15 protein-coding genes are annotated in these 16,651 nt (G+C 52.6%); 9 read left to right on the top strand and 6 right to left on the bottom strand.

Annotated elements, in window-relative coordinates; all coding sequences use genetic code 11:
- Positions 1–16: 16 nt before the first annotated feature.
- A complete protein-coding gene (locus tag BLW37_RS02865; RefSeq protein ID WP_091339122.1) occupies positions 17–1,639 on the bottom strand; it encodes a S8 family peptidase in 1,623 nt (540 codons plus the stop codon).
- Positions 1,640–1,931: 292 nt separating this feature from the next.
- Here BLW37_RS02865 and BLW37_RS02860 point away from each other — a divergent pair, with 292 nt between their 5' ends.
- Complete coding sequence (locus BLW37_RS02860) at positions 1,932–2,651, top strand: SapC family protein (RefSeq protein WP_245785585.1); 720 nt, start codon at positions 1,932–1,934, stop codon at positions 2,649–2,651.
- Positions 2,652–3,007: 356 nt separating this feature from the next.
- Here BLW37_RS02860 and BLW37_RS02855 read toward each other — a convergent pair whose 3' ends face one another.
- Positions 3,008–5,566, bottom strand: a complete 2,559-nt coding sequence (locus BLW37_RS02855) for a family 20 glycosylhydrolase (protein WP_091339115.1) — start codon at positions 5,564–5,566, stop codon at positions 3,008–3,010.
- A gap of 189 nt (positions 5,567–5,755) precedes the next feature.
- On the opposite strand from BLW37_RS02855, the gene nagK reads away from it, so the two are divergent.
- From nagK to BLW37_RS02835, 4 genes are all read left to right on the top strand, one after another.
- A complete protein-coding gene (nagK, locus tag BLW37_RS02850; RefSeq protein ID WP_091339112.1) occupies positions 5,756–6,661 on the top strand; it encodes an N-acetylglucosamine kinase in 906 nt (301 codons plus the stop codon).
- Positions 6,616–7,800 (top strand): N-acetylglucosamine-6-phosphate deacetylase, encoded by a 1,185-nt coding sequence (gene nagA, locus BLW37_RS02845; protein ID WP_091339109.1) that lies wholly within the window; start codon positions 6,616–6,618, stop codon positions 7,798–7,800. The genes nagK and nagA overlap by 46 nt, the downstream gene beginning before the upstream one ends.
- 68 nt (positions 7,801–7,868) lie before the next feature.
- Positions 7,869–9,176, top strand: coding sequence for an N-acetylglucosamine MFS transporter NagP (nagP, locus tag BLW37_RS02840; protein WP_091339106.1), 1,308 nt, complete (start codon positions 7,869–7,871; stop codon positions 9,174–9,176).
- A 2-nt stretch (positions 9,177–9,178) separates the two neighbouring features.
- Complete coding sequence (locus BLW37_RS02835; RefSeq protein ID WP_091339103.1) at positions 9,179–10,288, top strand: acyltransferase family protein; 1,110 nt, start codon at positions 9,179–9,181, stop codon at positions 10,286–10,288.
- Here BLW37_RS02835 and BLW37_RS02830 read toward each other — a convergent pair.
- Together BLW37_RS02830 and BLW37_RS02825 are read right to left on the bottom strand one after the other, a co-directional pair.
- Positions 10,285–10,647, bottom strand: coding sequence for a DUF6768 family protein (locus tag BLW37_RS02830; protein WP_091339100.1), 363 nt, complete (start codon positions 10,645–10,647; stop codon positions 10,285–10,287). The genes BLW37_RS02835 and BLW37_RS02830 overlap by 4 nt on opposite strands.
- A 29-nt stretch (positions 10,648–10,676) precedes the next feature.
- Entirely contained in the window at positions 10,677–11,207 is a 531-nt protein-coding gene (locus tag BLW37_RS02825; protein ID WP_091339097.1) for an RNA polymerase sigma factor, read from the bottom strand.
- A gap of 218 nt (positions 11,208–11,425) precedes the next feature.
- On the opposite strand from BLW37_RS02825, the gene BLW37_RS02820 reads away from it, so the two are divergent.
- Positions 11,426–11,908, top strand: coding sequence for a YehS family protein (locus BLW37_RS02820; RefSeq protein ID WP_091339582.1), 483 nt, complete (start codon positions 11,426–11,428; stop codon positions 11,906–11,908).
- Positions 11,909–11,928: 20 nt separating this feature from the next.
- Here the strand turns inward: BLW37_RS02820 and coaD are convergent, their stop codons facing one another.
- Positions 11,929–12,411, bottom strand: coding sequence for a pantetheine-phosphate adenylyltransferase (coaD, locus tag BLW37_RS02815; RefSeq protein ID WP_091339093.1), 483 nt, complete (start codon positions 12,409–12,411; stop codon positions 11,929–11,931).
- 110 nt (positions 12,412–12,521) lie between these two features.
- Between coaD and BLW37_RS02810 the strand changes: the two genes are divergently transcribed.
- The 3 genes from BLW37_RS02810 to tdh all read left to right on the top strand — a co-directional run bounded on the left by BLW37_RS02810 (position 12,522) and on the right by tdh (position 15,532).
- Positions 12,522–13,190 carry a TetR/AcrR family transcriptional regulator gene (locus tag BLW37_RS02810; protein ID WP_091339090.1) on the top strand — a complete coding sequence of 223 codons (669 nt, stop codon included), beginning with the start codon at positions 12,522–12,524 and terminating at the stop codon, positions 13,188–13,190.
- A 123-nt stretch (positions 13,191–13,313) separates the two neighbouring features.
- Positions 13,314–14,510 carry a glycine C-acetyltransferase gene (locus BLW37_RS02805; RefSeq protein WP_091339087.1) on the top strand — a complete coding sequence of 399 codons (1,197 nt, stop codon included), beginning with the start codon at positions 13,314–13,316 and terminating at the stop codon, positions 14,508–14,510.
- Positions 14,507–15,532 (top strand): L-threonine 3-dehydrogenase, encoded by a 1,026-nt coding sequence (gene tdh / locus BLW37_RS02800; protein WP_091339084.1) that lies wholly within the window; start codon positions 14,507–14,509, stop codon positions 15,530–15,532. Before BLW37_RS02805 ends, tdh begins: the two co-directional genes overlap by 4 nt.
- 56 nt (positions 15,533–15,588) lie before the next feature.
- On the opposite strand, the gene BLW37_RS02795 is transcribed toward tdh, so the two are convergent.
- Entirely contained in the window at positions 15,589–16,404 is an 816-nt protein-coding gene (locus BLW37_RS02795) for an alpha/beta hydrolase (protein ID WP_245785583.1), read from the bottom strand.
- Positions 16,405–16,651: the final 247 nt, after the last annotated feature.

Raw genomic sequence — 16,651 nt, 5'->3', positions numbered from 1 at the left:
GGCATTTAGAATTAATCTATCGGCACTGCAAAGCTTTGTAGCAACTGGGGCCAGTTGGGATGTGCGCCGTTGTAGCTTCAAATGTTCTGGCCATTTGATTTTGAGTAGAACAGGCTGAACCAAGGACCTGTAAGGTTGCACTTACTGGGATTGAGCCCCTCGGGCAAGGTGAGTTAACAAAGTCAGGTGCATATTGCCAAGTATAATCATCTTCTATCATTGCCATAGAAACGGCTGCAAACGCATTGACAATACCTGTGCCACAATTATTACAGTTGGCAGGAAACGGACGCGCAGTTGCTTTTAGAAGGTTTGCTATTTCGTCCGGAGTTGCATTAGGCTTGGCTTGCTTTATCAAAGCCGCAACACCGGCGACATGTGGTGCCGCCATTGACGTTCCCTGATAGTAACCGTAATTGTCGGCACCTGGGGTTGTAGTGCCAGTATTAAAGGTAGACAGGACACCATTAGGATCATTTGTTGAGGTCATCTGCCCACCTGGTGCTGCAATATCAACACTGGTTCCAGTATTTGAGTAATTAGCCCGCCCTCCCTGACGGTTTGTTGCGGCGACAGTAACAACGCCTGTGCAGTTTGCTGGCGTAAAGTCATTTGCATTCCCATTGCTATTCCCTGCTGCAACCACAATGATTGCACCCCGGTTACGTGCTTGGTTAATGGCATTTTGGTAAGTCACAGAGCAGCTACCAGCACCACCAAGACTCATATTAATAACGCTTGCTGGGTTTGGGTTTGTCGGCACGCCTGCGATAGAACCACCAGCAGCCCAAATAATACCATCGGCAATATCTGACATATAGCCACCACATCTACCCAGAACTCGTACTGGTAGTATTTTAGCGTTATAAGCCACACCTGCAACGCCTGTATTATTGTTAGTGACTGCGGCAATAGTCCCTGCCACGTGAGTCCCATGCCAGCTTGATGGTCGAAAAGTAGTTGGCTGACCGTATCCACAATCGCCCGCATTCACCCAATCACCGGGGTCGCGTGCATCACTATCACGACCATTTCCATCATTTGCTGTCCAGATATTACTAATCATATCATAGCCAGGCAGAACGTTAGCATTAAGATCGATATGCGGGCGGTAACCTGTGTCTAGCACTGCAACTACAACACCTTGGCCACTGACATGATTCCAAGCAGCTGGCGCACGAATTCCTCCGTTGCTTTCGTGATAATGCCATTGATTTGCATACAGTGTATCATTTGGAGTAAGGGCAATTTGATGCAATGCATCTTCTTCTACGTATTCTATTTGATCATCTTTGGCTAGTTGCTGTAATAAAGTTTCAGTTTCTTTAGCGGACAAGCGGCGGTCGGTACTGAAAACAGCATGATTAGTTAAACCCGTTATTCTCACAAATGTTATAGGCATCCCCACACGCTGACTTAGTTGGCCGGCTTTCATTTGCATTTGTTCTTGTAGTTGACTTGTGTTGGGTAAAGTTGGGGAGCCAAGGTAAGGTTTATTATCTAGCTCCACTTTATATTTAACAATTACCCTGGTTACAGGACCACTTGAGTTGTCTAAACCATCATCTGCACACACTGATATCGAGGTAAAAAAGCAGAGTAAGGCTATCACGTTTAGTTTTATATTTTTTGCTCTCATGTTGTATTCCTAATGAAAAAATGGTTGATTTTGTAGGTTGCGCCGCAATGTAATTAAAAACATCTTTCTATTGCCCAATAAATGGTAGCAATTTAGACAAATAGTTAATCTAGGGTTGCACCATTGCTGCACTTTAATATCTAACACCGAATGACAGCGTTGTCAAGGTCTTGGTTAAGTAAGTTTATATGTTCAGTTGGAATTTCTTTTAGGCAGGTCTAGCGCCACATTGCAAACTGCAGTAAGGTAGGCGGGCGATTTTTTTGTACATAACATGACGTATGGATTTACTATGACAGCTAAGATTGTTCCACTTTCCAAAGAGCAGCACCAAGGGCTGCGAGTTAATTTCAAACAACCTTTTGCGCATATTGCTTCTGAACATTTGTTGCCACTCGTGGTGCATGAATTTGGTCCGACAGCGGCAGTGTTTCCCATTGTTTTTGTCAAAAACAACGACTCCGGCAATTTCCAGCCTGTCGCTTTAATGGGCCTGGAGCAAGGTCAAAACCTGTATTTGCAAGATGATCAAATGCAGGTTTCTTACGTGCCACTAGCTGCTCGTAATTACCCATTTTTCCTGACCCCGGATCCGGAAAACGACAAGCAACTGACCATCGGTATCGATGAAAACAGCCCGCGGCTGGGTAAAGACGAAGGCGAAGCGCTGTATACGGAGCAAGGTGAAGAGTCTGAGCTGCTGCAACGCGCCAAACAGCAATTGGCCGATTTCTTTGATACCAGCCGTGCAACCCGCACCTTTGTTGAAAAATTGACCGAGCTGAACTTGCTGGAAGGTAAAACCCTGACAGTGCAGATCAATGGCCAGAAGCGTGAAATCAACGGTCTTTTCCTGATCGATGAGAAAAAGCTGAATGAGCTAACGGATGAGCAGTTTGTCGAGCTGCGTAAGCAAGGCTACCTGGCGCCAATTTATGCCCATATGTTGTCGGTACAGCAGGTACAGCGCCTGACCCGCTGGCAGAGCGAGAAAGAAACCGCCAAAGCCTGATTATTCTGGGTTTTAAGCAATAAAAAAGGGCTGTCAGGCCCTTTTTTAATGGCTGGTGCTTGCATTGGTCGAAAAAACAGCATAGTATATTTTGACAGCGCTGTCATATCCTGGTTGGTAGCGTTGGGGTGTTTCACCGCACCCGCTCCCGAGGGGCTCTGATGTTGCCGGATCCAGAGTGTAAGTCCCTGATGTTCGTTATTGGTAGTTGGTAATGAACATGTACGGTAGACACGGATGTTGAGTGGATTATCCATCCTTTATCCAAGGGTACCTTGCCAGCAAAGCTTGCTTTGCTGGCTTTTTTTCGGCCATAAAAAAGCCCCGCTGCTGCGGGGCTGGATTGAGATTTTGCTTTACAGCCGGATCATGCGACTCAGCTGATCGGAAAGGCTGCGGCTGCGCAGCCAGACCTCGCCTTCCTGTTGCAGTGGCTGCTGATAGGGCTGCCAGCTTTGCCCCTGATCCAGGCTGTATTCAATGCGAATGGCCGGCCAGGCATGATTGGCTTTGATCTGTCCCTGCTCACGGATAGCTCCCGGTGGTGGTACATAATGCCCTGCGCCGGCCTGTGTAAGGCGTGGAAACTCAACCGTGGTCAGCCTTTGAATAAATTGCTGCCAGCTCTGGCGTGCTGCTGGGGCGCCTTTATTCGGCTCCCAATCGGCTCTGTGCCAAGCGCGCTCTGCCAGAGCAATTAACCGTGGATAAATCATTTGCTCCAACTGGTCGGCAGTACGAATGGTTTCCCCCCATACCTGCCCCTGAATACCCAGCATATTGTCGGGTTTTTCAAGCTGTGGCAGAGCACGGCCAAGCAAGGCTTCCAGATCGGTGATCGGCGTGCCATCCCGGGTGAATTCGGCATTGCTGTACAGGTGATCCGGCCGGTAGAAAAACACTTTTTCGGTATCAGTGTAGCGAGCGGCCCAATAGTAGCCGCGTTCTTTTGGGTGGGCTTCCTGCGGATGGTCAAAATACAAATTGGTGCCCGCTGATTGCACGACCTGATAGCCTGCATTGGCAAAGCGATACGCTCGGTCGCCGTAGCCCCACTCCCAGATATTATCCCAAGCGTTAACAATCACCTCGCTGTTGTCGAATTGCTCGCGGCGAAATGGCCGGGTGCTGTCGGCCATCAGACCATCTTCCCAGGCGGCCATCGCCAGGCCTCGCTGATTGGCGAGTTGTGCCACCCGATTAATAAAGTAGGGTTTTAAATCGGCCGCACCAGCGACCCCATTCAGTGGCTCCGTAAAAAGCTGCTGACATGCGGGGGCTCCCTGCCAGGAGCCGGCGCCGACTTCATCGCCGCCCATATGAAAGACCCGCAGGCGTAACCCCGCTTCGCGGTACATCTGCTGCAGCTCGTACATCACTTTATCGATAAAGGCATAGGTGGAGTCGAGACAGACATTGATCGAGTTGTCGTTGTAGTTCTGCACTGTCAGGTACTCGGAAGTATCATTTGCCTCTGATAACAGATAGCGTCGAGCTTCTGCTGGCTTACCAGCCGCCTGCAAGCGCTGGTAGCGCGCTTCCATGGCTTTAATGGCAGCACGGGCATGGCCTGGCATATCAATTTCCGGGATCACTTCAATATGATGTGCTTTGGCATGACGCAAAATCCGGATGAAATCATCCCGGCTGTAGTAGCCGTTGCCAGAGCCGGAGCTGTGGGGGCCAGTACCAAGTTGGGTAAGCAGGCAGTGCTGTTCGCTCAGGTCAAAGCAGCGGTTGGCACCAACCCCGGTCAGCTCCGGCAAACCAGGAATTTCCAGCCGCCAGCCTTCATCTTCGGTCAGGTGCAAATGCAGTTTATTCAGTTTGTAGCGGCCCATCTGCTCAATCAAGCGCAAAGTAACATCCAGGCCATGGAAATTACGCGCCATATCGTAGTGCATACCACGCCAGCGATAGCGCGGGTAATCCAGTATAGTCAGCTGTGGCAGCTGCACCTGATCAGAGCTTACTGCAGGCAGCAGCGCCAATAGGCTTTGGATGCCATAAAATACACCGGCTTCATCAAAACCGGTAATTCGAATGCGCTGGCGCTCGATAGTGAGCTGATAGCCCTCCGGCTTTAAATTTGGCAGGTTGGCATCCAGCCGTAACTCAATAACGGGGCTGCTAGTCTGGCCACTTAATGGTTGGCCGAAGTAGCGGTTTAATTGCTCGGAAAGGTAGGCCAATTCATTGGCCAAAGCACCTTGAGCTTGCAACTGCCAGCTAGTTCCAAAAGCAGTCTGACCTCTGCGATGTTGCAACTGCACCGGCTGCGGAATAATACGTTGTTGCAGCTGAGTCAAACTTAAGTTGGCATGGACGGCTTGGGCATTCGTGGCAAAACGCCGTTCTGCAGTAACAGTAGCAAATTTATCACCATCACCGATGTTGCGTAGCCGTTGCTCTGGTCGGGTCATGGGTCGTACGAAGCGGCTGAAATCCTCGGTATCGGTATTGCTAAACACAGCAGGTTGCAGCGCACCAGCAACCATAAAGGCCCGGGGCATCCAGTCGGAGTAGCTAATCACCCAAGGGGCTGAGGTAAAGGTAAGCTGAATTGACTGGCCAGTTGGCAAACCTGCAAAGTCCTTGGTAGGAACTATACGGTGCAGATCGCCTTGAATGTGTTCCAGTTGTAAGCCCTGGCTTAGGGTTGTTTCGATTTTGCGGATGGAATGAAAGTACCAGCCCCAATCCGAAATACCGGCAGGCAGGGCGGTACCAGAGGCATTATGAAGCTCGATCCTGCCACGGAAGCGCCCGGCTTCAGGCAGCAGATTGCTTTCGACAGCAAAAAACCATTCAGTGCCGGCAGTAAACTCATTCAATTGCTGCTGAGTGTGAAAAGGTCCGGCTAGTACCAGCCAGCTCAGCCAGCCGAGACTGAGTAAAAGTACGTTTTTTATCATCTGCTATTCCCCGTATTTTCATAAGCTTATACCATACCGCTGAAAATAATAAGCTCAAATAGTCATCATGGCTCTTGTCATTTTGCAGATTTATTATATGCTGTTTGGTAAAAATGACAACGCTGTCAATCTGGTTTTTTGCACAATTTATCGACAGCGCTAAGCAACCGCTTGCATTGAGGTAGGGGAATGAGCACAACAGCAGAGCCACAGCAGTTGTACCTGGGCATTGATGGTGGTGGCAGTAAATGCCGCGCTATCCTGGTATCACAGGATTCTGAGGTACTTGGAGAAGGGATCTCAGGGCCAGGCAATCCGCTGCGGGGTATGGAAATTGCTACAGCTTCGATTATGGATGCGACCAGACAGGCGCTGCTTTGCGCGGGCTTGCCAGAGCGAGCCATGGCAGCTCTCACCGTCGGTGCTGGCCTCGCCGGGGTCAATGTGCCCCAATACCATGCCTTGTTTCGCGACTGGCAGCACCCCTTTGCCGCTTTTCACCTGACCAGTGATTTGCACATTGCCTGCATGGGAGCTCATCATGGGCAGGATGGCGCTGTGATTATTATTGGTACCGGCTCCTGCGGCCTGGCACAATCCTGCCAGCAGGTGCTGGAGGTTGGAGGTCATGGCTTCCCTTACGGTGATAATGGCAGTGGTGCCTGGTTTGGTCTGCAAATGGTGCATCAGGTATTGCTTTGTCTGGATGGGCTGGCCGCTCCTACAGCTATGACTGAGGCGTTACTCAAGGCCAGTCATTGTCATGATCAGCTGGCGCTGGTGCAGCACTTTATGCACGCCAGTCCAACCCTGTATGCGAAATATGCGCCTTTGATCTTTGCCTGTGCGGAGCAGGGCGATGCTGCTGCACTGGCCATTGTGCGGCAGGGAGCTGCTCATATTAATGCCATAGCGCATCGCTTGATGAGTATTGCCCCACCAAAACTGGCGCTGATTGGTGGTTTGGCCTACAAGGTAGAACCTTACCTGGATGCAGCCATCCGAGCCCGTATTGTGGCCGCTGATGCCAGCCCGGAATGGGGTGCTGTATGGTATGCTCGGCAACTGGCACAGCAGCAGGAGAAAACAGCGTGAGCAGCAGCTTTGAACTTCAAGTAGCACGGCTTTTTGATGGCGATACCTGGCACAGCAACGTCGCTCTGAGTGTCGAGCAGGGACGGGTTACCGGCATTCGGCCATGCGAGTCCAATAGCGTGATTCAAGCTAGCTTGGTTCCTGGCTTTATTGATATTCAGGTCAATGGCGGTGGTGGTGTTTTGTTGAATACAGAGCCGACAACAGCCACACTGCGCACCATGCTGCAGGCGCATGCCCGCTTTGGGACCACCGCTATGTTGCCTACCGTTATTACCGATAGCCTGGCTACCATGCAGCGGGCTGCCGATGCGGTTGCCGCGGCTATGGCCGCCGGAGAGCCCGGTATTATTGGTATTCACTTTGAAGGGCCGCATTTGTCGGTGCCAAAACGAGGAGTGCATCCGGCAAGTCAGATCCGGCCATTGTCTGCGCAGGAGCTGGCGATCTATCAGCGTCAGGACTTAGGTATTCGTATGGTCACTGTGGCACCGGAAACCATACCTCCGGAGCAAATTCGTCAGTTGGCTGATGCCGATGTCATTGTATTTTTAGGCCACTCCAATGCCGATGCAGCGACGGTGCAGGCCGCACTTGCTGCCGGTGCCACTGGCTTTACCCATTTGTACAATGCCATGTCACCCCTGACCTCGCGTGAGCCGGGCATGGTGGGCGTCGCACTTGCCGATCGCGACAGTTGGTGCGGCATTATTCTGGATGGTCATCATATGGATCCTATTGCGGCCAGGGTGGCGTTAGCGGCCAAGCCCAGCCGCAAAGTGCTGCTGGTTACGGATGCCATGTCGCCGGTCGGTACCCCAGACACTGAGTTTGCATTTTTTGACGGCAAGGTGACACGGCAAGGCAATAAACTGACCAATCAGACAGGATCGCTGGCTGGTTCGGTGCTGGATATGGCCGCAGCAGTACAGTATGCCGTGCAGGTGCTTGGGGTGGAGCTTGGTGAAGCCCTGCGGATGGCTGCACTCTATCCGGCCGAAGCCATTGGTTGTGCGGATGTGCGAGGTAAATTGCAGCCGGGCTACCTGGCCGATATGGTGCTGCTAACGGATGAGTTGCAGTGCCAGCAAAGCTGGTGGCAAGGCCAGCCGCTTTGGCTTGGCAATGAAAAGAACTAATTCAGGCTGCTATCGGCAGCTATAGCCAGATCCGGTTGCAACCGGACATACATCAACAAGGGGTAACTATGGAAGCTGCAGCAACGCAAAACGTCAGGCGCACGCAACTGATGCCGATGGTGATTGTCGCCATCTTATTTTTTGTGCTGGGTTTTGCCACCTGGTTAAATGGTTCTTTAATGCCGTATCTGACCCAGATGCTGCAACTGAATACCACGCAGGCCGCGCTCATTCTGTTCTCTTTCTACATAGCGGTGACTTTCACAGCGCTGCCATCGGCCTGGCTGATCCGTAAAGTCGGTTATAAAAATGGCATGGCGCTGGGGATCGGCGTGATGATGCTGGCCGGCTTGCTGTACATTCCGGCAGCTAAAACGCAGATATTTGCGGTGTTCTTATTTGCTCAACTGGTGATTGGTGCCGGCCAAACTTTGCTGCAAACGGCGGTCAATCCTTATGTAGTGCGGCTTGGGCCGGAAGAAACCGCTGCAGTGCGGGTCAGTATTATGGGCATCTTAAATAAAGGGGCCGGTGTGGTGGCGCCTATTGTCTTTACCGCCTTGGTGATTGGTAGCCTGAACGCTCCGGCTGGCGCAGAGCTGACCCAGGGGCAAATTGATACCATGGCTGATCGCATGGTGTTGCCTTATCTGGGGCTGGCTGTATTTCTTGGCTTGCTGGCGCTGGCGGTGCGCTTTTCGCCTTTGCCGGAACTGATAGAAGAAGCGCAGCCTGATGCAGCCGCAGCCGATCAAAGCCAGCTCAAAGCGGTACTGGCTAAGCCTGCCTTGGTGCTGGGTATGGTCGCTCTGTTTGTGTATGTAGCGGTGGAAGTCATAGCCGGCGATACCATCGGCATGTATGCCTTGTCGCTTGGTGTGGAGCGCTACAGTGTGATGACCTCCTACACCATGGTGTGTATGGTGGTTGGTTATTGTTTGGGCATTGCGCTGATCCCGCGGGTGCTTTCGCAGCAAACCGCGCTGGCTATTTCGGCCGTGCTTGGGGTGGCACTGACTTTGGCGGTGGTTTTTGGCAACAATGAATCCTACGCCATTGCCAATGCGGTACTGGTGCCATTTGGTGGTGTGGCCTTGCCGGATACGCTGATGTTTATTGCATTGCTGGGCCTGGCCAATGCCATTGTCTGGCCTGCGGTATGGCCGTTGGCTTTATCTGGCCTTGGACACCTTACCAGCATCGGTTCGGCGTTGTTGATTATGGGCATCGCCGGTGGTGCTTTTGGCCCGCTGCTGTGGGGCTTGTTCAGTGACACCGGTTTGGGCCAACAAGGGGCTTATTTTGTGATGCTGCCATGCTATGCCTTTATTCTGTTCTACGCGCTCAAAGGCCATAAGCTAAAAAGCTGGAAATAACCATGACAGTTGCAACTGCTCAGCGCCCGTCTGAACGTTTTATGGCGCTGGATGCGCTAAGGGGGCTGGCCATTGCGCTGATGATCCTGGTGAATACGCCAGGATCCTGGAGCCAGGTGTATGCGCCCTTACTGCATGCGGAGTGGCATGGCTTTACCTTTGCCGATATTGTCTTTCCGATGTTTTTGTTTGCGGTTGGCGCGGCCATGGCTTTTTCCATGGCCAAAGCGCAAGTGTCAACGGCGACCTTGCTGAAAATCAGCAAGCGTACCCTGCTGCTGTTTGGTTGTGGCTTATTGCTGCACTGGTTTCCTTTTACCAGCAGCCTGGCGGAGCTGCGTATTCCTGGTGTGCTGCAGCGCATTGCGCTTTGCTATGGCCTGGCCGCGTTGCTGGTGCTGTATTGCAAACCCCGGGCGCTGTTGCTGGTCACTTTGCTGTTGCCGCTGCTTTACTGGGGGCTGCTGTGGCAATTTTCGTTGCAGCACCCGTATGAGCTGAGTGGCAATGCCGTGCAGCGCTTTGATCTCTGGCTGCTTGGCCCTGCACATCTATACCAGGGTTTTGGAGCTGCCTTTGATCCGGAAGGGCTACTCAGTACCCTGCCAGCGGTTAGCTCGATCTTGATTGGTTATCTGGTCGCCGTTGAGTTAAGGCGCACTCACAAAGACAACAGTGTCTACTTGCTGACTTTGTGGGGCCTTGCGCTTGCTGTGCTTGGATTGCTTTGGCAGCTGCTTTGGCCCATCAATAAGCCGCTCTGGAGCGGCAGCTATGTGGTCTTTTCCAGTGGCCTTATTCTGCTGTTGTTGGCAGCTATGGTTTGGCTGATGGATATCCGGCAAAAAAACTGGCTGCAGCCGCTGGTGATCTATGGCAGCAATCCGCTGTTTATTTACATGCTGTCCTGGCTCTGGGCGTCGGCCGCCAGTCAGTTGATCCGTTTTACGCATGATGGGCAACCCATCAGCCTGTACCAATTTGGCTTTGATAGTCTCAATGTGCTGCTACCAGCCAAACTGGCATCGCTGCTGTTTGCCCTGCTGCATGTGCTGCTGTTCTGGGGGCTGTCCTATTGGCTGTATCAGCGGCGGATTTTTATCAAGCTTTAAGCCATTTCACTTTGCCGCAACCGCAGCTCCAGCCTGCGAATTTCACGGGCGGTGTGGTTGCGGTTGGTTTCCATAAAGATCCACAGTTTAGTGGCCACCTGGGCCTGAAAAGCCAGCAGCAGCCAGACCCCCCAGAACAGCTGTTGCTCCGGGCTGGCCACTACAAACTGGTAACCGCACCAGAAGATAATGGCGGTAAGGACAACGGCCATGACATAGCTGAGTTTCATCACCCAACTGATGCCAGAGACAAAGCCGGTTTTAAGATAACCCGCCAGGCCATCTTGTTGCTGCATCAGCCGATCCAGTTCTTTGGCCTGTTCGGCCAAATCTTGCTTGATTTTATCGTCGATACTCATGGGTTACTCCTTCGTTTTCATCAGGGTGCTCAGTTGTCATCCGGGTAGAGCGCTTTTAGCTGCTGCCTTGCCCGGTGTAGCCGGGATTTCACGGTTCCTTCCGGCAGTTGCAGTACCAAAGCGGTTTCATGCACAGACAGCTCGTGCAGGTAATAGAGCTCGACCACATCGCGCTCTGTTTTTGCCAGTTGTTGCAGCAAGGGCAGCAATGCAGGCGGTTCAGCAACAGCAGACGGCGTAGCAGAGTGCTGATCGGTGAGCTCGTCAGTGAGTTCAGCGTGCGGTTGATTGCCTTTGGCTTTATGCCAGTCCAGCAGCTCCCAACGCAGCGCCCGGTACAACCAACTGCGAAACACCCGTGGGTCGTCCAGAGCACGAATACGCTGATTCACTTTAAGCCAGACATTCTGCACCAAATCATCAGCCAGATTGGCGTCTGGTAAGCGGGCTGCGGCAAAGCGCCGCATCCCAGGGTAAAAGTGGCGGTACAGGAAAGCAAAAGCATCACGCTTACCTTCCTGGAACGCCAGCACCAGCAGCTCAATCTCGGCATCATGCATCTACAATCTCTCCTGTTGACTGGTTAAAAGACGAGACACAAGACGTTTTGGTTCGCAGAAAAATAAATGCTCCCTCTGATTGGGTGGATCAGCTGCTTTGACAAGTTGTTTAAGTTCGCCATCAGCCAATGATAGGGCTTGTGCACAGCTTCTGCTAAAATATCTGCTCGCCAGCCATCGCGGTGATGCTGCTGGCCTACCTAAGACTAGGATCTATTTTGACCAACAACGATATTCTGCGCCGTATCCGCTATGTATTTGACTTAAAAAACAGTGCCCTGATTGAGGTATTTGCTTTAGCCGAAGTAAGCGTGAGTCAGCAACAGGTGGCTGCCTGGCTAAAAAAAGAAGAGGACGAGGGGTTTGTACCCATGGCCGATAACGAACTGGCCGCCTTTTTGAATGGCTTGATTGCGTTAAAGCGCGGCAAGCGCGAGGGTGAGCAGCCGAAAGCGGAAGCCAAACTCACCAACAACATGGTGTTTCAAAAGCTGCGCATTGCGTTAAATCTGCAGGCGGAAGAGATTCTGGCGATTATGCAGCTGGTCGATTTCAACCTAAGCAAACATGAACTCAGTGCCTTTTTCCGCAAGCCAGAGCATAAAAATTACCGCGAGTGCCAAAACCAGATCCTGCGCAACTTTCTCATGGGGCTGCAGCGGCAATTACGACCTAATGATAGTGCTGCGGAAGTTGAATAGCCCCTTCACCATCCGTAAGACTATTTGCCAAACTTGGTTTTCAAGGCTTGCTCGACTTTGGGGGAGACAAAGCCGCTGACATCGCCGCCATGGCGGCAGACTTCTTTCACCAGGGTGGAAGAGATAAAGGTGTTTTTCTCCGAGGGGGTCATAAAGATGCTGTCGAGTTTCGGGTTCAGGGTGCGGTTCATGCTGGCCAACTGAAACTCGTATTCGAAATCGGCCACCGCCCGCACCCCACGAATAAGCACCTGCGCATCCTGTTCGCGTGCTAAATCTGCCAGCAGGCCGGAAAAGCCAATCACTTTCACATTGGTATATGGGGCAAACAGCTCCCGTGCCAGCTCTACCCGCTCACCCAGAGTAAAGAGTGGCTTCTTGCTGGGGTTGGCGGCTACCGCTACCAGCACGGTGCTGAACAGACGGGCGGCACGCAACACCAGATCGGCGTGGCCATTGGTCAGCGGGTCGAAAGTTCCGGGGTAAATGGCGGTAATATTCATCAGTGAACAGGCATCCAGTGGTCAGGAAAATGGTGACTAGAGTTTTTAGTCAGTTTAGCGTTACTATACAAAGAAAACAGTCCAAAGAAAAACAACAAAGACAGGCCAGGATGGAAAAGAAACTTCGCACCAAAGACAAAATCGTGCAGGCCAGCATTGAGCTGTTTAATGCGCAGGGCGAGCGTCAGGTAACCACCAATCACATTGCTGCCCACCTTGGCATCAGCCCTGGCAATTTGTATTACCATTTCCGCAATAAAGAAGACATTCTGCGGCATATCTTTAAAGAGTATACCCGTTTGCTGGAAAGTCGTATCCAGCCACCGGGCGATAACGCCGAGGCGCTGGATGCGCTGGCCAATTATCTGGATGTGGTGTTTGAGTTGATGTGGCGTTTTCATTTTTTCTACGCCAACCTGCCGGATATCCTGGCGCGCGATCCGGCGCTGCACAAAGAGTATCAGTCGGTGCAGGAGCACGTACTGGCCCGGGTGATCCGGGTGCTGAATGCATTGCGTCAGGCCGGCGTGATTGAGATGCCGGAGCAGGAAACCAGCGAGTTTGCCCATACCATTAAACTAGTGGTGACCTTTTGGATCAGCTACCTGAAAACTCAGGCGCCGGAGCAAATCATTGATCAGGCCAGTGTCTATCAGGGGGTATTGAAAGTCCTGTTGTTGTTCAAGCCCTATGCCAGCCCGGCAGCGATGCCGCGAATACTGCAGCTGCAACAGCACTACCAGCGGCTGGCCCGCCAGTCAGAAAGCGTCAGCGTATAGCGAACTTTACAACCATTCGTTTTGCCAACAGGTCTGCTGTGAAAAACACTGCAGAAGTCCGGCCGAGTCAGTACAATATGCAGTATTCATGACTAATCATGCCGTTTTTCTCAGGAGACCTTTATGCCAGCCACTGCTTTTTTGCAGCACTTACAACAGCAAATCGATGACGTTAAAAGCGAGGGCCTGTTCAAGGCAGAGCGCCTGATCAGCTCGCAGCAAAGCGCTGCCATTCAGGTTGGCGATCGCGAGGTGCTGAACTTCTGCGCCAACAACTACTTAGGGCTGGCCAATAATCCGGAGTTGATCAAGGCCGCGCAGCAGGGGCTGAACAGCCATGGTTTTGGTGTGGCCTCGGTGCGCTTTATTTGTGGCACCCAGGACATTCACAAGCAACTGGAACAAAAAATCAGCAGTTTCCTCGGCATGGAAGATACCATTCTGTACTCCTCCTGTTTTGATGCCAATGCCGGTCTGTTTGAAACCCTGCTTGGCCCGGAAGATGCCATTATTTCTGATGCGCTGAACCATGCTTCCATCATCGATGGGGTGCGGCTATGTAAAGCGAAACGTTATCGCTACGCCAACAACAACATGGCTGAGCTGGAGCAGCAACTGCAGCAGGCGGTGGCCGATGGCGCCCGTTTTAAACTGATCGCCACCGATGGGGTCTTCTCGATGGATGGCGTTATTGCCGATCTGAAATCCATCTGCGATCTGGCCGATAAATACGATGCCATGGTGATGGTCGACGACAGCCATGCGGTTGGCTTTGTTGGTGCCAAGGGGCGCGGCACTCATGAATACTGCGACGTCATGGACCGGGTGGATATTATCACCGGTACCCTTGGCAAAGCCCTGGGCGGTGCGTCTGGTGGTTACACCTCGGCCCGCAAGGAAATCGTCGAATGGTTGCGCCAGCGCTCACGGCCGTATTTGTTCTCCAACTCGGTGGCACCAGCTATTGTAACGGCATCGATCCGGGTGCTGGACTTACTGGCCGAAGGCGATGCACTGCGGGCCAAGCTGTGGCAAAACGCCGGTTACTTCCGTGAGCGCATGCAGGCAGCGGGCTTTACCCTGGCTGGCAAAGATCACGCCATTATCCCGGTGATGCTGGGTGATGCCAAAGTCGCGGCCGAGATGGCGCAGCGCATGCTGGCCGAAGGTATCTATGTGGTTGGTTTCTCCTTCCCGGTGGTACCAAAAGGCCAGGCCCGTATTCGTACCCAGATATCGGCTGCCCACAGCCGCGAGCAGCTGGACCAGGCCATTGACGCCTTTATTCGCATTGGTAAAGACATGGGAGTCATTCAATGAAAGCTTTAGCCAAACTCAAAGCCGAACCTGGTATCTGGTTAACCGAAACGGAGAAGCCGGAAGTAGGTCCGAACGATGTGCTTATCCGCATCAAAAAAACTGCCATCTGTGGGACCGATGTGCATATTTACAAATGGGATGAGTGGGCGCAAAACACCATCCCGCATGGCATGGTGGTGGGTCATGAATACGTCGGTGTGGTAGAAGGCATGGGCTCGGAGGTTCGTGGCTTCCAGGTTGGCGACCGTGTCTCCGGCGAAGGCCATATCACCTGTGGTCATTGCCGCAACTGCCGTGCTGGTAGAGTGCACCTGTGCCGCAACACCACAGGGGTAGGGGTGAACCGCCCTGGCGCTTTTGCCGAATACCTGGTGATCCCGGCTTTTAACGCCTTTAAAATTCCGGACAATATCCCGGACAACATCGCCTCAATTTTCGATCCCTTCGGCAATGCCGTCCATACCGCGCTGTCGTTTGATTTGGTCGGCGAGGATGTGCTGATTACTGGCGCTGGCCCTATTGGTATTATGGCGGCGGCTGTTGCCCGCCATGTCGGTGCTCGTCACGTGGTGATTACCGATGTCAATCCATACCGCTTGCAGCTGGCGCTGGACATGGGGGCGACCCGAGCAGTGGATGTCAGCAAAGAAAAGCTGACCGATGTGATGAAAGAGCTGGGCATGACCGAAGGCTTTGATGTAGGCCTGGAAATGTCTGGTGTGCCTTCGGCCTTTAACAGCATGCTGAGCACCATGAACCATGGCGGCAAAATTGCCATGCTCGGTATTCCACCATCCGATATGGCGGTGGACTGGAATCAGGTGATTTTTAAAGGCTTAATCATCAAAGGCATCTATGGCCGCGAGATGTTCGAAACCTGGTACAAAATGGCCAGCCTGATTCAGTCCGGCCTCGATTTAAGCCCGATGATCACCCATGAAATGCCAGTCGATAACTATCAGGAAGGCTTCGATATTATGTGCTCCGGCCAATCCGGTAAAGTGATCCTGAACTGGTGTTAAGCTGCGTTACTGTCTTCTCCAAAACGGCCACTCCTGTGGCCGTTTTTTTATGGTTACTATTGCGGCGCTTGCTCTGTCGTCAGCTGAAATAGCCAGCGCAGGCCGCTGCGGTAGCTGGCCGGGCTGTCGGCGGCGTGGGTACCCCCTTCAATTACCTTTAACTCTAGCTGCCATGGCAGCTTGTCAAGGCTTTGCCAGTGAGCGAACCAGGCTCTGGCGTCGGCAACCAGCTGCGGCCGGTCGGCTGTGCCGCTGGTGACCATCAGGTGTAAATCATTGCGACTGGCGCTGGCAGGTGTGGTGTAAAAGAATTCGCTACCAGGCCGAAAGGCCGGATTGCTGGCAATACGGCCCCAGAATAAATCCGGCTCGGTAAAAGCTGAGTAGAGTACCATGGTCCCCCCACGACTTTGTCCAAACAGCACACGCCTGCTGGCATCGGCCCGGTAACGGCTTTCCACTTCGGGCAGCAGATCATGTTTTAAAAACTGCACAAATAAAGCGGCTGCTCCCTCGCCAGCTACCCCATCCGCTGCACCAGGGGTAAAGTCCAGGTGCCTTTTATTTATCTCCGGTGCAAAACCACCATAGGCAATGCCAACCACGATGGCTTCCGGCAACTGGTCGTCATAGGTGAGAAATAAATGATTCGCCGCCAGAATTGGAAATAAAGAGTCGCCATCCAGCAGGTAGACTACCGGGTACTGGGTATCGGCGTTGCTGTCGTAGCCTTCTGGCAAACGGATATAAATATGAAAGGCACGGCCAACGGTTTCGGAGTGCAGCTTAAAATAGTCGCCCCGCAGTGCGGGCAGATGGTTCAGCGGCACCACCTTCTCTGCTGGCTTCGTCAGTGGTGTATTCGTGGGCATTTCAGGAGGCTCCGTTATGCCGGCTGCTGGCTGTGCAGCCGTAACCAGCCATGTTAGGGCCATAAACAACGCGCTTGAGCGATAGGCTGGCATCAAAAAGTCCTGTCTTAGGGGGGGCCTCGAATCATGCCATAAGTGGTAGCAAAAGCCTATTGGCTGCATCCTCCTAACGGTGGTTGGATGTGGCCATGGCAAAGTGCAACTCGAAGTGCTGTCGTAGCTTTCATGGCCTCACACACAACCGGTG

Source organism: Alkalimonas amylolytica (assembly GCF_900107845.1).
Lineage (GTDB): Bacteria > Pseudomonadota > Gammaproteobacteria > Enterobacterales > Alteromonadaceae > Alkalimonas > Alkalimonas amylolytica.
This window is presented reverse-complemented; position numbering and strand designations above follow the sequence as displayed.

Bases quoted from the DNA above. Each gene is read 5' to 3' on its own strand.
- BLW37_RS02865 (WP_091339122.1), bottom strand. From the start codon at position 1,639: ATGAGAGCAAAAAATATAAAACTAAACGTGATAGCCTTACTCTGCTTT.
- BLW37_RS02860 (WP_245785585.1), top strand. From the start codon at position 1,932: ATGACAGCTAAGATTGTTCCACTTTCCAAAGAGCAGCACCAAGGGCTG.
- BLW37_RS02855 (WP_091339115.1), bottom strand. From the start codon at position 5,566: ATGATAAAAAACGTACTTTTACTCAGTCTCGGCTGGCTGAGCTGGCTG.
- nagK (WP_091339112.1), top strand. From the start codon at position 5,756: ATGAGCACAACAGCAGAGCCACAGCAGTTGTACCTGGGCATTGATGGT.
- nagA (WP_091339109.1), top strand. From the start codon at position 6,616: ATGGTATGCTCGGCAACTGGCACAGCAGCAGGAGAAAACAGCGTGAGC.
- nagP (WP_091339106.1), top strand. From the start codon at position 7,869: ATGGAAGCTGCAGCAACGCAAAACGTCAGGCGCACGCAACTGATGCCG.
- BLW37_RS02835 (WP_091339103.1), top strand. From the start codon at position 9,179: ATGACAGTTGCAACTGCTCAGCGCCCGTCTGAACGTTTTATGGCGCTG.
- BLW37_RS02830 (WP_091339100.1), bottom strand. From the start codon at position 10,647: ATGAGTATCGACGATAAAATCAAGCAAGATTTGGCCGAACAGGCCAAA.
- BLW37_RS02825 (WP_091339097.1), bottom strand. From the start codon at position 11,207: ATGCATGATGCCGAGATTGAGCTGCTGGTGCTGGCGTTCCAGGAAGGT.
- coaD (WP_091339093.1), bottom strand. From the start codon at position 12,411: ATGAATATTACCGCCATTTACCCCGGAACTTTCGACCCGCTGACCAAT.
- BLW37_RS02810 (WP_091339090.1), top strand. From the start codon at position 12,522: ATGGAAAAGAAACTTCGCACCAAAGACAAAATCGTGCAGGCCAGCATT.
- BLW37_RS02805 (WP_091339087.1), top strand. From the start codon at position 13,314: ATGCCAGCCACTGCTTTTTTGCAGCACTTACAACAGCAAATCGATGAC.
- tdh (WP_091339084.1), top strand. From the start codon at position 14,507: ATGAAAGCTTTAGCCAAACTCAAAGCCGAACCTGGTATCTGGTTAACC.
- BLW37_RS02795 (WP_245785583.1), bottom strand. From the start codon at position 16,404: ATGCCCACGAATACACCACTGACGAAGCCAGCAGAGAAGGTGGTGCCG.